General features: G+C 70.7%; 12 protein-coding genes. 5 read left to right on the forward strand and 7 right to left on the reverse strand.

Features of this window, described 5'->3' with window-relative positions:
* The first annotated feature begins 105 nt into the window (after positions 1-105).
* The 3 genes from R2B38_RS34495 (at position 106) to R2B38_RS34505 (ending at position 2,979) form a co-directional block, all read left to right on the forward strand.
* Positions 106-948 carry an inositol monophosphatase family protein gene (locus R2B38_RS34495; RefSeq protein WP_318019724.1) on the forward strand — a complete coding sequence of 281 codons (843 nt, stop codon included), beginning with the start codon at positions 106-108 and terminating at the stop codon, positions 946-948.
* A 109-nt stretch (positions 949-1,057) separates the two neighbouring features.
* Positions 1,058-2,467, forward strand: a complete 1,410-nt coding sequence (locus tag R2B38_RS34500) for an NAD(P)/FAD-dependent oxidoreductase (RefSeq protein WP_318019725.1) — start codon at positions 1,058-1,060, stop codon at positions 2,465-2,467.
* Positions 2,464-2,979: an O-acetyl-ADP-ribose deacetylase gene (locus tag R2B38_RS34505; protein ID WP_318019726.1), complete on the forward strand. Its 516-nt coding sequence runs from the start codon at positions 2,464-2,466 to the stop codon at positions 2,977-2,979. The genes R2B38_RS34500 and R2B38_RS34505 overlap by 4 nt, the downstream gene beginning before the upstream one ends.
* A 70-nt stretch (positions 2,980-3,049) precedes the next feature.
* On the opposite strand, the gene R2B38_RS34510 is transcribed toward R2B38_RS34505, so the two are convergent.
* From R2B38_RS34510 to R2B38_RS34535, 6 genes are all read right to left on the reverse strand, one after another.
* A complete protein-coding gene (locus R2B38_RS34510; protein WP_318019727.1) occupies positions 3,050-4,072 on the reverse strand; it encodes a hybrid-cluster NAD(P)-dependent oxidoreductase in 1,023 nt (340 codons plus the stop codon).
* Positions 4,069-5,322, reverse strand: coding sequence for an aromatic ring-hydroxylating dioxygenase subunit alpha (locus R2B38_RS34515; protein WP_318019728.1), 1,254 nt, complete (start codon positions 5,320-5,322; stop codon positions 4,069-4,071). Before R2B38_RS34515 ends, R2B38_RS34510 begins: the two co-directional genes overlap by 4 nt.
* A 49-nt stretch (positions 5,323-5,371) precedes the next feature.
* Positions 5,372-6,250 carry an FAD-dependent oxidoreductase gene (locus tag R2B38_RS34520; RefSeq protein ID WP_318019729.1) on the reverse strand — a complete coding sequence of 293 codons (879 nt, stop codon included), beginning with the start codon at positions 6,248-6,250 and terminating at the stop codon, positions 5,372-5,374.
* Between the two features lie 156 nt (positions 6,251-6,406).
* A complete protein-coding gene (locus R2B38_RS34525) occupies positions 6,407-7,462 on the reverse strand; it encodes a hypothetical protein (protein ID WP_318019730.1) in 1,056 nt (351 codons plus the stop codon).
* 133 nt (positions 7,463-7,595) lie between these two features.
* Complete coding sequence (locus R2B38_RS34530; RefSeq protein ID WP_318019731.1) at positions 7,596-8,381, reverse strand: IclR family transcriptional regulator; 786 nt, start codon at positions 8,379-8,381, stop codon at positions 7,596-7,598.
* Between the two features lie 90 nt (positions 8,382-8,471).
* Entirely contained in the window at positions 8,472-10,274 is a 1,803-nt protein-coding gene (locus R2B38_RS34535; protein WP_411978603.1) for a protein kinase domain-containing protein, read from the reverse strand.
* Between the two features lie 246 nt (positions 10,275-10,520).
* Here R2B38_RS34535 and R2B38_RS34540 point away from each other — a divergent pair, with 246 nt between their 5' ends.
* The gene (locus R2B38_RS34540) at positions 10,521-11,666 is read left to right on the forward strand and encodes an FHA domain-containing protein (RefSeq protein WP_318019733.1); all 1,146 of its coding nucleotides are present in this window, start codon (positions 10,521-10,523) and stop codon (positions 11,664-11,666) included.
* A 65-nt stretch (positions 11,667-11,731) separates the two neighbouring features.
* Here the strand turns inward: R2B38_RS34540 and R2B38_RS34545 are convergent, their stop codons facing one another.
* Complete coding sequence (locus R2B38_RS34545) at positions 11,732-13,591, reverse strand: M1 family aminopeptidase (protein WP_318019734.1); 1,860 nt, start codon at positions 13,589-13,591, stop codon at positions 11,732-11,734.
* A 292-nt stretch (positions 13,592-13,883) separates the two neighbouring features.
* On the opposite strand from R2B38_RS34545, the gene R2B38_RS34550 reads away from it, so the two are divergent.
* Positions 13,884-15,038, forward strand: a complete 1,155-nt coding sequence (locus tag R2B38_RS34550) for an inorganic phosphate transporter (RefSeq protein ID WP_019062952.1) — start codon at positions 13,884-13,886, stop codon at positions 15,036-15,038.
* Positions 15,039-15,044: the final 6 nt, after the last annotated feature.

Genomic DNA, 15,044 nt, shown 5'->3' on the forward strand with positions numbered 1-15,044 from the left:
GGACGGCTGCTCCCGGTGATCTCCGGCTCCGGGTGTTCATGGTGATTCCACCCGGTGTGCACCGGGCGGGTGGGGATTGTCAGTGACGCGTGCTCTCATGGAGGCATGATCGAAGACACCGAAACCATCGACGAGTTTCTCGTACAGCACACCACCGACGTCGAAGAGGCCATCCGCCAGGCGGCGGCCACCGAGATCATGCCCCGCTTCCGGCAGCTCGCGGCGCACGAGGTCGACCAGAAGAGCGGCCCGCACGACCTGGTCACGGACGCGGACCGCAACGCCGAGCGGTATCTGACGAAGGTGCTCGGCTCCCTCCTCCCCGGCTCCGTGGTCGTCGGCGAGGAAGCGGTGCACGCCGACCCGGAGACGTACGAGGCGATACAGGGCGACGCCCCGGTCTGGATCGTCGACCCGGTCGACGGGACACGGCAGTTCGTGCGCGGCGAGACCGGCTTCTGCACCCTGGTCGCGCTCGCCCGGCACGGGGAGCTGCTGGCCTCCTGGACCTACGCGGCCGCCCGCGACCAGATGGCCACGGCCGTCAGGGGCGGCGGTGCCTTCCTCGACGGCGTCAAGCTGCGCTCCGGTGCCCCGGAACCCGCCCGGGACCTGGAAGTGGCCACCTCCCACCCGGACTACACGACGGACGCCCAGAAGCGCGCCCTGCTCGGCCTGTGGGCGGACGGTGTGCACACGCGCCCGTGCGGCTCGGCCGGCCTTGAGTATCTCGCCCTCGCCCGGGGCGAGTTGGACGCCGTCGCGTTCTCCTGGGAGGCCGCCTGGGACCACGCGGCGGGCCTGCTCCTCGTCGAGGAGGCGGGCGGCGCCCACCTCACGCTCACGGGCGAGCCGTTCCGCATCACCGGTGGCAACGCGCTGCCGTTCACGGCGGCCCGTGACGCGGCGACCGCGCGGCGCGTGATGGAGCTGCTGAGGGCGTCGTAGGGTCACGGGTTCCGCACACTGGACGGGCTGGCCCCGGTGTTGTCAGTCCCGCGGCATATCCTGACCTCGAGTTGCCACCGGCTGACGAAGGGGTCCCAAGGTGCCGTCGATGCTCGATGCGGTCGTGGTGGGTGCGGGGCCGAACGGACTGACGGCCGCCGTGGAGCTGGCCCGGCGCGGCTTCTCCGTGGCCGTGTTCGAGGCCCGGGACACCGTGGGCGGAGGCGCCCGCACCGAGGAACTGACCCTCCCCGGCTTCCGGCACGACCCCTGCTCGGCGGCACACCCGCTCGGCATCAACTCCCCGGCGTTCCGCGCCCTGCCGCTGGAGCGCTACGGCCTGGAGTGGCTGCACCCCGAGCTGCCCATGGCGCACCCCTTCACCGACGGCAGCGCGGCCGTGCTGTCGCGGTCGGTCGCGGAGACGGCCGCGTCGTTCGGACCGCGTGACGCGGGCGCGTACCGCAGGCTGGTCGAGCCCTTCCTCCCCAAGTGGGACACCCTGGTCCGCGACTTCATGTCCCTGCCGCGCACCGCGCTGCCGCGCGACCCGGTCACCCTCGCCCGCTTCGGCCTGGCAGGCCTGCCCCCGTCGACCTGGCTGACCAGCCGCTTCCGGGACGAGCGTGCCAAGACCCTGTTCGCCGGACTGGTCGGCCATGTCATGGCTCCCCTCAGCGGCTTCGCCACCGGCGCGGTCGGCCTGGTCTTCGCGCTGGCGGCACACGCGCGTGGCTGGCCGGTGGCCCGCGGCGGCTCCCAGTCGATTTCGGACGCCCTGGCCGCCTACCTCAAGGACCTCGGCGGCGAGATCCACACCGACTACGAGGTCAAGCGCCTCGACGACCTCCCCCCGGCCCGCGCCTACGTCTTCGACACCTCGCCCACCGCGCTGGCGAAGATCGCGGGCTTCGGCGACTACTACGCCAACTACCGTTACGGCGCAGGGGTGTTCAAGGTCGACTACGCCCTGGACGGCCCGGTGCCCTGGACCGCCAAGGAGGCGCGCACCGCCGGCACGGTCCAGATCGGCGCCGACAGCACGGAGATCGGCACCGCCCTGCGCGCCGCGTCCCGCGAGAACCGCGCCCCCGACAAGCCGTTCATGATCACCGTGCAGCCCAGCATCGTCGACCCCACCCGCGCCCCGGCCGGCAAGCAGGTCTTCTGGGCCTACGGCCACGTCCCGAGCGGCTGGACCGGCGACCTCACGGACGCCCTCGAACGCCAACTGGAGCGCTTCGCCCCGGGGTTCCGCGACCGCGTCCTCGCCCGCGCGACCGCGGGCCCACCCGAACTCGCCGCCCGCAACGCCAACTACGTGGGCGGCGACATCGGCACCGGCGCGGTCTCCGGACTCCAGATCCTGCTCCGCCCGAAGCTCTCCCTCTCTCCCTACGGCACCCCGCACCCGGCCGTCTTCATCTGCTCCTCGGCGACCCCGCCCGGCCCCGGAGTGCACGGCATGTCGGGACACAACGCGGCGAAGGCCGTCTGGCGCAGACTGAGGCAGTCATGACCGCCGTCACCATCACCCTCGTCCGGGGCGACATCACCCGCCAGAGCGCCGACGCGATCGTCAACGCGGCCAACTCCTCACTCCTGGGCGGCGGGGGAGTCGACGGCGCGATCCACCGGCGGGGCGGCCCCGCGATCCTGGCGGACTGCCGCAAGCTCCGCGCCTCGCACTACGGCAAGGGGCTCGCCACGGGCAAGGCGGTCGCGACGACGGCCGGTGAACTGGACGCGCGGTGGGTGATCCACACGGTGGGGCCGGTGTACTCCCGCGAGGAGGACCGCTCGGCCCAACTCGCCTCCTGCTACCGGGAGTCGCTGCGCGTCGCCGACGAACTCGGCGCCCGTACGGTCGCGTTCCCCGCCGTGTCCGCCGGGATCTTCGGCTGGCCGATGGACGACGCGGCGCGGATCGCCGTAGAGACGGTTCGGGAGGCGGAGACGTCGGTCGAGGAGGTCACGTTCGTGCTGTTCGACGAGGCGGCGTACGAGGCGTTCGATCGGCAGGTCGGCTGACCAACGGTCGTCGCCGTCCGCCCAACTTGCCCAAGAAACCTGGGTAGTTGGGATGGTCCTCACGCGTCGATCACGACGTCCTCCAGCGGCTTCGAGCAGCACAGCAGGATCTTGTTCTGGGTGATCTCGCGGGCCGGATGCCTCCGTTGTGCTGCATGTCGACGGAGCCGGAGAGCAGGGTCGCCTTGCAGGTGCCGCACATGCCCTGGGCGCACGAGGCCGGCAGGCTGAGGCCGGCTCGGGACGCGGCGGCGAGGAGCGAGGTGTCGGGGTCGCAGTCGAGGGTGCGCCCGCTGCGGGTGAACTCGACCTTGAAACCGGTATCCGCAGCGCTGGTCGGCGAGGCCTCGGCCTGCGCGGCCGGTGTCTCGAAGGTGAAGCTCTCCTCGTGGTAGCGGTCCATGTCGAGGCCCGCGTCCGCCAGCATCTGCCGTACGGCGGCCATGTAGGGGGCGGGACCGCAGGTGAAGACCTCCCGCTCCTGGAAGTCCGGCGCGACTTGGCGGAGCGTCTCGATCGTCAGGCGGCCGCGGTATCCGCCCCAGGGTGCGTACGGGCGGTCCTCCTCGCAGATGTGGACCACCCGGATGTTGGGCGCGGTGGCGGCGATGAGGTCGAGTTCATGGCGGAAGACGATGTCCGCCGGGGTCCGCGCGCTGTGCACGAACACCACGTCGGCGGGGTCGGCCAGGTCGTACAGCGTCCTGGTCATCGACATCGACGGCGTCACCCCGACGCCCCCGGACAGGAACAGGTACTTGGGCGCCGGATGCCGGGCCGTGCTGAACTCGCCGAGCGGTCCGTGCGCCAACACGGTGTCTCCGGGGCGCAGATGGTCGTGCAGCCAGTTCGACACCAGCCCGCCCGGTATGCGCTTCACCGTGATCGAGAGCAGGAACGGGCGGGTGGGCGACGAGGAGATCGTGTAGCAGCGCTGGACCGGGCGGCCGTCGATGTCGAGGGTCAGCGTCAGGAACTGACCCGGGTCGTGCCGGAACAGCCGGGGCTCGGCGTACTCGAAGACGAACGTGGTGACGTCGTGGGTGAGCGGGTGCACCTGACGGCAGACCAGCAGCTCTTCGGTCTCGCTCATGGCCGGCGCTCCAGGTGTGCCTTGAGCCGGGTCACGTACCAGTTGACGAACGCCTCGACCTGCTCCTCCGTCGGGCCGTACGGGCCCGGCAGATAGGCCGGGCTGCTGATGCCCCGGTGGGCGCGGGCCACCAGCACCGCGTCCTGGTCGTTCGTGGCCTGCCACACCTTCGTCATCGTGTCGAGGTCGTAGTCGATCCCCTCCACGGCGTCGGCGTGCACGAGCCAGGTGGTGCGGACGAGGGTGCGGTCAGGGCCGAGCGGGATCGTGGAGAACGTGATCGCGTGGTCGGCCATGAAGTGGAACCAGGAGTTGGGCTGGATGTGCATGGACAGCCGGCCCAGGCGGGCCGTGGGGAAGTCCGCCAGCAGCCGTGTGCACGCGGCCGTGCCGTCCGGGGTGTACGACTCCCCGGCGAGGTCGAGGGGTTCGCGCTGGATGCGGAAACCGGTGGCCCGGGTGTCCAGTTCTTCGATCTCGGCGTACGGCAGGCCCAGCGAGTCGTAGGTCTCGCGGGCAGCCGCGTCGGCCACGAGGAAGCGCTCGTAGGCGGGGCGCAGCGCGGGCGGGATGTCCTTCTCCTGGTAGCCGTAGATGGGGAAGTAGCAGGCCTGGAGCTCGGGGTGGCCCACGCAGTGGTAGCACTCCCGGTTGTTCTCCATGGTCAGCTTCCAGTTGCCGTTCTCGACCAGGTCGATCTGCGTGGCGACCTTGGCTTTCGCCAGGTTGTGGGGTGCGAGGTACGGCTCGATGCGGGCGGCGACCTCGTCGAAGTCGGTGGGCGGTTCGTCGGCCAGGCAGATGAAGACGAGCCCGGCCACTGTGCGCGCGTGCACGGTACGCAGCCCGAAGCACGAGGGGTCGAAGCCGGGCGCCTGGGACTCGGCGTGCAGCAGCCTGCCGTCCACGCCGTACGTCCAACGGTGGTACCCGCACACGATGTTGCCCACCGAGCCGCGCTCCTCGTTGAGGATGCGCGCGCCGCGGTGGCGGCAGACGTTGTGGAAGGCGCGTACGTCCTCGTCGTCGTCGCGCACGACGATGACCGAGTACGACCCGATGTCGACCGTCACATAGTCGCCGGGCTCGGGGAGCTCCGCCTCCGCGGCCACGAACAGCCAACTCCGGGCGAAGACGGCCTCGATGTCGAGGTCGAAGAACTCCTCGCTCACGTAGAACGGTGCTTCGAGGCTCTGACCGGCGGGGCGTCGGGCGACGAGGTCGCCGACGTCGGGGGTCGCTTGCTTCATCTCATCTCTCCGGTACGACGGGGGAGTTGACGTGCGGACGGGGTGACGCTCAGACCGGCAGACACAGCCGCAGCGCGTCGTAGACCGCGGCGTGCACGGTGCGGGCGGCCACGGCGTCGCCGATGCGGAACAGCTGGTAGTCGCCCGCCTCGTTGCGGACCACCGACTGCTCCTCGTACGCCAGCAGGGCGCGGTGGTCGACCTCGCCGAGGTTGGTCGAGCCGGGGAGGAGTCCGACGTACAGCTCGTCGTTCGGGAGGGTTCCGTGCTCCACGATCACGTGGTCCACGGTCCGCTCGGTCTCCGTCTCGGTGTACTCGCTGTAGAGGGTCGCGGTGAGCCGCCCGTCCCCGGTCCGGCGTACGGAGCGCAGCCGCCGGGCGAGCGTGGTGGTGACATCGTGTTCCGTGAACGCCCTTAGATACGCAGGGGAGTTCATGCTGCCGACGTCGGGCGCGAGGGTGCGTTCCGGGGTGACGTACTCGATCCGGACGCCGGGCAGCGCGCTGAGGACCTCCACGGCGTCCATCGCCGGGTAGCCGCCGTGGTCGTCGTAGACCAGGATCTCGCCGCGCGGTCGGCGCAGTGAGCCCGTCATCACGTCCCAGGTGTCGGAGACCAGGTCCTGGCCTGAGGTGAGGAAGCTGCGGTTGGGGAGGCCGCCGGTCGCGACGATCACCAGGTCGGGGCGTTCCGCGAGGATGTCCTCGGCCTCGGCGTATGTGCCCAGGCGCAGGTCGACGCCGAGGTGTTTGCACTCGGCTAGGCGCCAGTCGACGATCTGGATCAGGTCGGCCCGGCGCGGGTTGGACGCGGCGAGCCTGATCTGCCCGCCGGGCCGGTCGGCCGCCTCGAACAGGACGACGTCGTGGCCGCGTTCGCCGAGCACGCGCGCCGCTTCCAGGCCCGCCGGGCCTCCGCCGACCACAACTGCCCTTCTGCGGCGGCCGATTGTGGCGGTGATGAGGTGCGGTACGTGGAGTTCGCGGCCGACCGCCGGGTTGTGGATGCACTTGGTGTCGCCGGAGTCGTAGATCGCGTCGAGGCAGTAACTCGCCCCGACGCAGGGCCGGATGCGGTCCTCCTAGCCGGCCGTCACCTTGGCGACCAGGTGCGGATCGGCGATCTGCGCGCGGGTCATGCCGACCAGGTCGAGCAGTCCTTCGCGCAGGGCGTGCCGCGCGGTGGCGACGTCGGCTATGCGGGCCGCGTGCATCATCGGGACGGAGAGGCGGCGTTTTATCTCGCCGGTGAAGTCCAGGTACGGCCCGAGGGGGGTGCCGATGGACGGGATGGCCTTCGCCAGGGACGCGTCGCTCTCGATGGAGCCGTGGATGACGCTGAGGAAGTCGACGCCGTCGGCGGTGTATTGCTCGGCGGCGGTGAGTGCCTCCTCACGAGTGAGGCCGCCGGGGCGTGCCTCGTCGAGCGACATCCGGATGCCGACGACGAAGTCCGGGCCGACGGCCTCGCGGACGGCACGGATCACCCGGCGCGGGAACGCCAGGCGGTTGGCCAGGCCGCCGCCCCACTCGTCGTCGCGGTGGTTGGTCGCGGGGGACAGGAAACTGTCCAACAGGTGGCCGTACGCCTCGAGTTCGATGCCGTCGAGGCCGCCCTCCTTGCAACGGACCGCCGCGGCCGCGTAGTCGGTGACGATCCGGTCCAGGTCCCAGGACTCGGCGGCCTTCGGGAAGGCGCGGTGTGCGGGTTCGCGCAGCGCCGAGGCCGACACCACCGGGAGCCAGTCGCCGGTGAAGTTGCTTGTACGGCGCCCGAGATGGGTGACCTGGCACATCACCGCGGCCCCGGCCTCGTGCACGTCGTCGGTGAGCCGGCGCAGCCACGGCACGATGTCGTCGCGGTACAGCAGCAGATTGCCGAACGCCGGCGGGCTGTCGGGCGAGACCACCGCCGAGCCGCCGATCATCGTGAGGCCGACGCCGCCCCGCGCCTTCTCCATGTGGTAGGCCCGGTAGCGGTCCTTGGGCAGGCCGTCCTCGCCGAACGCCGGTTCGTGGGAGGTGCTGACCACCCGGTTGCGCAGGGTGAGGTGCTTGAGCCGGAAGGGCTGGAGCAGGGGATCCAGGACGCGTGCGGGCACGGCGGCGGGTGAGGGACCGGCGGTGGGTGAGGGCACAGCAGCTCCTCAGGGAAGCTCCGAGCGGGGCGTTTCGCTATGCGAAACAGCTCCGCGATACGAAACAAATGGTGGAGCTGGGTATCCCCACGCGTCAAGAGCCCGCCGTGTTAACTCGCCGTGCGCGCAGCGCTCATCCGCGTTTCACGTACCCCCGGCGCCAGGAGATCTTCGCGGCGGCCGCCAGCACCTGTTCCGCCAGACCGGGAACGGTGTCCTCGTTGATCCGGTAGGTCGGCCCCGACAGGGTCACGGCCGCGATGACCTCGCCGTCCAGCGCGCGGACCGGGGCGGCGATCACGGCCAGCCCGATCTCGTGTTCCTCGCTGGTGGTGGCGTAGCCCCGCGCGCGGATCGTCTCCAGCGCGGCCGCGAGGGGCGCCGGGTCGACGATGGTGTGCGGGGTGTACTTCTCCACCCCGCGCGCGAGGATCTCCGCGACCCGGTCGGGGGACATGTGCGCCATGAAGAGTTTGCCCGCCCCGGTGGCGTGCATCGGGGTGCGCCTGCCGACCCAGTCGATGCTCGTGATCGCCGCCGCGCCGATCGCCTGGTCGATGCTGATCACGTCGTGCCCGTCGTGGATCGCCACGTTCACGGTGTCGCCCACGGCCGCGGCCAGTTCCTGGCAGACGGGACGGCTCAGCAGGGACAGATCGCTCACCGTGCTCGCCCCGGCCGCGAGTTCGACCATCGTGTACCCGATGCGGTAGCGCCCGCGCTCGGTGTCCTGCTCGACCAGACCCCGTGACTCCAGCGTCGCCAGCAGCCGGAACACGGTCGATTTGTGGACACCCAGCTCCTCGGCGATCTCGGTCACGCCGCTGGGTCCCCGCGTGGCCAGCACCTGCAGGATCGACACCGCCCGGTCGACGGACTGCACCGAGTGATCGCGCGGGCGGCTTCCGTTGCTGGTCATGGCGGAAGGGTAATCGAGCGGAAGACGACGACCGCGAGCCCGGTGAACCGCTGCCCGGCCCGAAGGGCAAGCCGACTTCCAGCCCGATGGTCAGGCCGTCTTCCAGAGAGTCAGCTCGGTGACGTAGTCGCGGGCGCTGACGCCGGACGCGTCCTTCTGGACGACGACATCCTTGATCTCGAGCATCGCCAGGTTCTTCTCGTCCGTCACGGTGCACAGCAGCGTGCCCTTGGTCAGCTCCTTGCCCTGGTCGGCATCGGCGAGTTGAGAGGGCAGCGCGTTCGCCGCCGCGCCCTCGGCGCACTGCTCAGGGGTGGGACCCGCGCTCTTTCCCGTGGTCGTCACGAGGTTCAGCGTGTGGGCGGTGCCCCACTCCGCGTACTGCAACTCGGCTCCGGTCGTCGAGCTGGAGGCGTGGGTGTCGATCTGCGGCGAGTCCAGATCCACGTTGGTGTAGGAGCTGCGGCCCGTCGTGAACTGGGCGCGCAGGGTGAGGGGTTTGGCCTTGAAGACCGCGGTGTAGCCGCTCGGCGTCGCGCTCGTGCTGGGTGACGTGGTGGCGGTGGCGGGCGACGAGGCGGTCTGTCTGCCACGTCCTTTCGCGGCGGTGTCCTTGTCCTTGTCGTCGTCGCGGGTGAGGACCCAGGCCGCCGCCGCTACGACCACCACGGCCAGCGCGGCGGCGCCGACGACCAGCGGGGTCCGCTTGCGGGCCGGTGCGGTGGCCAAGGGCGGTGTCTCCGGCGGGAACGAGGGCGCGGGGCCGGAGGACGGGTGCGGTTGGCGCGTCGGGGCGTGCTGAGTCGGCTCGCCGGGGCCTGACGCGTGGGTGGGCGTGTACCCGCCGGGCGCGTGGGAGTCGGGTGCCACGGCACCATACGGACCGGCGCTGTGGGCTCCGGCACCAGGTGGCACGGTTGTCGCGCCCGCCGCGCCGGCGGGAGGCACGGTAGTAGCGCTCGCGGACTCGCCCGCATCCGCCGCGGCGGCGCCGGCTCCGGCAGGGGTACCTGCTCCGGCACCCGCTCCCGCGGCAGCGCCCGCCATCCCCAACCCACGCTCCAACTCGCCCTGCTCGCCCGAGAGTTGCTCCTGACGGGCGATGTCCGCCGCGACGGGCGCCGGCAGCCAGTCGCTGAAGTCCCGCAGTGACCGCTCGGCCAACTCCTCGCACAGGGCGGCCAGTTCGGAGGGTGAGGGCCTGGCGGCAGGATCGGCTGCCAGGGTGCGTTCGAGAACCGTGCGCAGCGGTTCGGGATACGACGTGAGGTCCGGCGGGCGGAACTCGGTGTTGGCGATCTTCGTGGCCAGCGTGATGGCCCCGGAGTCGCCGTACGGGTGGCGGCCGGTCGCGGCCACGGCGGCGATCAGGCCGAGGGAGAAGATGTCGGCGGCCGGGGTCTGTTCCTGCCCGTTCGCGTGCTCCGGCGACATGAACTGCGGGGTGCCGATCAGCCCGCCGCTGCGGGTGAGTTGAGTGGCGTCGGCGGCCCGCGCGATGCCGAAGTCGATGATCCAGGGGCCGTCGGAGCCGATGAGGATGTTGCCCGGCTTCATGTCCCGGTGGATCACGCCGGCTTTGTGCACGGCGTGCAGCGCCTCCGCCGCGCAGCCGGTCAACTGGAGCACCGTGGGCAGCGGGAGCGTCCCGTGCAGGGCGAGGACCCGGTCCAGGGCGAGGCCGGGGACGTAGACGGTGGCGAGCCAGGGCTGCGGCCCGGTGGTGTCGTGGTCGACGACCGGGACGATGTGATAGCCCTGCACGCGGCGGGCGGCGGCCGCCTCCTGCTCGAAGCGGCGGCGGAACTCCTCGTCCTCGGCGTACTCCCGGCGGATCACCTTCAGGGCGACCGGCTGGTTGCCGCGCGTGCGGGAGAGGTAGACGGAACCCATGCCGCCCTCGCCGATGCGGGCGAGCAGCCGGTAACCGGCCACGTCCCGTGGGTCGTCTGGGCCCAGAGGTCTCAAGTGGTCAGCGTTTCCAGCGTTGTTCACGATGTTCGGCCCCCCTCGCCAGGCGTGTGATCGTAGCGGCGCGAGCCGGTCATCGGGAAGTGTCCGAGGGGATCAAGGGAAATGGGCGAAGAGCGAGGAGAATCAAGGGAGTTGGCAGGTCCCGTCGGACTGTGAGGCGTGCGCATGGAACATCATCTGACCCCTTCGGCGGAGGCCGCCGACTATCTGCTGGAACTCTCCAACGTCGTACGCCAGACCTCCATCGGCCCCAGGGGACCGCGCTCGCTGCGCCGACTCGGGCTCGTGCTGCGGGCGTTGATGGAACTCACCGGGGACCCCGACGTCTCCGTGTACCTGGTCGCCGACACCAGTCTGCTGGGCGGGCACCGGGAGTTCGGCGATCCGGCCGAGGTGCGCAGGCTGCGCCGTTGGGTCGCGGACGGGCTGGTCGAGGAGGTCGACGACGCCGACGAACGCATCCTGGACCTGGCCCGGATGACCGGTACCCGGGTCGTCACGGGCGACCAGTACGTCGACCATCGCGTCGAACACCCCTGGATCCAGGGGAACACCTGGCAGTTCCTCAGACCGGAACCCCGCCCCGACGGCTCGGTCGCTGTCGTCCCCATGGACATGGGAGTGCGCACGGAGGCCGAGATCTCCTACCGCATGGAACTCGCGGCCCTCAAGAAGCAGGGCCTGCTCGGTCCGGCCCGCACCCCGCTGACCCAGGTCATCATGCGCAACTGGCGCTGCCCGGAACCGCGTTGCACGCTCTACGACATCCACAGGGGCGACCGCGTCCTGCTGCCCCGGATGCGGCGCGGCGTCCCCACCTGCGAGTTGCACGGCACTCCGCTGACCGACGAGGGCCCGAGGCCCGCCGCGGCCCAGCTCAAGGTCGTCATCGACCGTACCCGCGTGGCCCGTTACACCCTCGACGAGGGTTCCGAGGCGCACGTCGGACGGCTGCCGGGACCGGCGGGCATCGCCCTGCACAGTCTGCTGTCGCCGGAGGTCGCCGCGCAGGTCAGCCGACGGCACGTGGCGGTCTCCGCGCGCGGCGGGACGGTCCTGGTCCGTGACGTCAGCACCTACGGGACACGGATGCGCGGGGCAGGCCGCAAGGGCGTGCCCGGCCCGTGGGAGACCCTGGCACCGGGGACCGACCGGTCCTTCCGCCCCGGCGACGAGGTCGAACTCGCCCCCGGCGTCGTCCTCACCCGCAGCGGCCGGCGCTTCCCCGCCGAACTCGCCGACGCCTGGCGCACGGAGGGCGGCGGGGGCGTTGTACCGCCGACTGCGGCGGCGCCTACGCGACGGGCCTGACCACAAAGGGAGTTGGCGGCGCGATCCCCGACCGCACCGCCAACTCCCCTTCCGTCAGCCGAAGATCAGCCGACGATCCGGTGCGTCGTCCAGAACGACGTCAGGTCCGTCGTCGTCGCGGCCTGGGCGGCCGCCTTGAACTCGGCCGTGGTCGAGACGCCGTACCAGTGCGAAGTGGCGTAGTCCTTCAGGAGTTTGGCCATCACCGTGTCGCCGAGGGTGCGGCGCAGGTCGTGCAGGGCGCACTTGCCGTAGCCGTAGACGACGGTGGAGTAGCGGGACGAGTGGGCGTCCCAGTAGGCCATCGAGTTGGTGATGTTCTCCGCCGAGGAGGCCCAGGAGACGCTGTTCCAGCAGTTGGTGCCGGTCAGGCCCTGGGCGAGGTCGGTGGCGTAGTCGGTGAACGCCTCGTCCAGCCAGGGGCTGTTGTACTCGTCGTCGCCGACGATGCCGTAGAACCACTGGTGGCCGATCTCATGGGTGAGGGCCGTGGTGCTGACGAGGTCGAGGACGAAGCCGGGGTACTCCATGCCGCCGAACCAGAAGTTGTTGTCGATGACGGCGTCCAACTCGCCGTACGGGTAGGCGCCGAAGCGGCCCGCGTGGGCGTCGACTGCGGACTTGGCGGTGGTGAGCATCGACTGGGCGTTGGACGAGCTGATGCCCGAGACCGAGTAGATGTTGATCGGGGTGCCCGCCGTCGACGTACCCGAGATCTTGCTGAACGGGCCCGCCGCCCACGCGAAGTCACGGACCTTGGACGCGGTGGCCGTGGTGATCGTGCGGCCGCTGGAGCCGGCGGTGTCCACCGAGGTGCCCGTGGCCGGGACCAGCAGGGTGGTCGGGTGGTCCAGGGTGACCTTGAAGTCGGCGGCCAGGGAGTAGAAGGACTCGCCGTTGTTCGTGTACGGGTCCAGGTGCCAGCCCGAGCCGTCCTTGATCGCGAGGACCGGCAGCGCGTTGCCGATCATGCTGAACGCGCCGTCGTAGCCGAACCGGTCCGCGCCGCTCGGGACGGTGATCCCCAAGTCGAAGCCGATCGTGGTCGATTGACCCTGCGCGAGCGGGGTCGGGAGCGCGATCTGGAGGGCCGTGCAGGCGACCGAGAGGGCGCCCGCGGTGCCACCGGTGACGTTGGTGACCGTGATCGGCGGCGCGGAGCAGGTGCCGTGGTAGTTGTCCCACAGCCGCAGGTACACCTCGGTGAGCGGGGTGGCCGAGGCGTTGGTGAAGGTCGTGCTCTCGTGGCCGGTCCAGACCGTGCCGGCGGTGTTGCTGCTCAGGCTGACGGTGTACGCCGGGGCGGCCGGTGTGCGCGTCGAGTCGGCCGGCGGGGCCGTGCCGCCCGAGGTGTTCAGCGCGATGTCGTCCAGGACGAAGCTCGTCTGGAGGCTGGAGTCCTCGGTGCCGCTGAAGGCGAGGCTCACGGTCTGGCCCGCGAACGACGACACGTCGAACGACTTCTGGACGTACCCGGTGGCCTTGTTCAGGTTCGAGTACGTCGCCAGCGTCGTGCTGCCGATCTTCGCCGTGAGCTTGTCGTACGCGGTGGACGAGGTCGTCTCGGCGGTGTCGATGTGCAGCCAGAAGGTGAGCGTGGCGCTGCTGCACCCGGACGGGATCGTGACGCTCTGGCTCAGGCTGTCGGTGTGCGTGCCGCCGGTGCCGTCCAGCCATGCGTAGCTGGAGCCGCCGTGGGCGGACTGGCCGGTGCGGCTGGTGATGACGGTCGTCGAGGACGGGGTCCAGGACGAGGTGCCGCTCTCGAAGTCGCCGCCCGAGACCACCTGCGCCGGGGTGCAGGCGGCGGCGAGCGGAGCGGCCGCCGGCGCTGCGGCGGCCGGCGTGACGGGGAGCGAAAGCGCGGCCACTGCGGCGACGGCGAAGACGCCGGCGGCGAGAGCCTTGTGGGGGGTCGATCTCACACGGAACTCCTTATACGGCGGCCGGGATACCGGCCTGCTCGGTGGCCGCCCGACCGGACTGGGTGTGCCGGCGGGCGGCCGCGGGAACGCGCGTAGCTGTTGCGTGATCGCGGGGGAAGCTTCGCAGATTTGACCGGGCCATGCCATAAAAAGCAGGAAGTGTGCGCATGAAGTGGAGGAAGGTGCGAAGGTCGGGCGGAGGGAGCCGTGTGCACATCTGCGTTGCACGGGCCATGCCTCGATTTGGCCTCCGGTTGGCCGAATGTACGCCTTCGATTGCTTCCATCGAACGATGGACCACATCACGTTCCTCGTGGCGGTCGTCATCGTCACGGCCTTGGCCTTCGACTTCACCAACGGATTCCACGACACCGCCAACGCGATGGCGACGTCCATCGCCACCGGGGCGCTGAAGCCCAAAACGGCGGTCCTGATCAGTGGGGCCCTCAACCTCGTCGGCGCCTTCCTGTCCACGGAAGTCGCCAAGACGATCTCCGGCGGCATCGTCGACGACACCCTGGTCACGCCAGGGATGATCTTCGCGGGGCTCGTCGGGGCGATCCTCTGGAATCTCCTGACCTGGTTGCTGGGGCTGCCGTCCAGTTCCTCGCACGCTCTGTTCGGTGGCCTGATCGGCGCCGTCTGGGTCGGCGCGGGCTCCAACGGCGTCCACTTCGACAAGGTCGTGGAGAAGATCCTGATCCCCGCGGTGGCCTCCCCGCTCGTGGCCGGAATCGCCGCTCTCCTCGCCACCTACCTCGCCTACAAGATCACCGCCCGGGCCCGCAAGGACTCGGTCACCAAGGGCTTCCGGCTCGGCCAGATCGCCTCGGCCTCCCTGGTCTCCCTCGCGCACGGCACGAACGACGCCCAGAAGACGATGGGCGTCATCACCCTGACCCTGATCTCCGTGGGCGCGCTCGGCCACGACGCCGGTCCGCCGGTGTGGGTCATCACCGCGGCGGGACTCGCGATCGGCCTGGGCACCTACATCGGCGGCTGGCGCATCATCCGCACGATGGGCAAGGGCCTCACCGACATCCAGTCCCCGCAGGGCTTCGCGGCCGAGGCCGCCTCCACGACCGTCATCCTGACCTCCGCCCACCTGGGCTTCGCGCTGTCCACCACCCAGGTCTGCTCCGGCGGCATCCTGGGCGCGGGTCTCGGCCGACGCCTGGCCGAGGTGCGCTGGGGTACGGCCGGCCGCATGGTCATCGCCTGGCTGGTCACCCTCCCGGCCGCCGCCGCGGTCGGCGGTCTGTCCGCGACCGTCGTCAAGCACGGCGGCAACCTCGGTACGGCGCTGATCGCCCTGATCGCCGCCGCCGTGGCCCTGTTCATCGTGATCGCCTCGCGTCGCAACCCCGTGCACGCGGACAACGTGAACGAGACCCACGAGGTCACCATCCGCAGCGAGGCGTCCTCGGACGTCCGTACGGCCGCCTGAACCAAG

Source organism: Streptomyces sp. N50 (assembly GCF_033335955.1).
Taxonomy (GTDB): Bacteria; Actinomycetota; Actinomycetes; order Streptomycetales; family Streptomycetaceae; genus Streptomyces.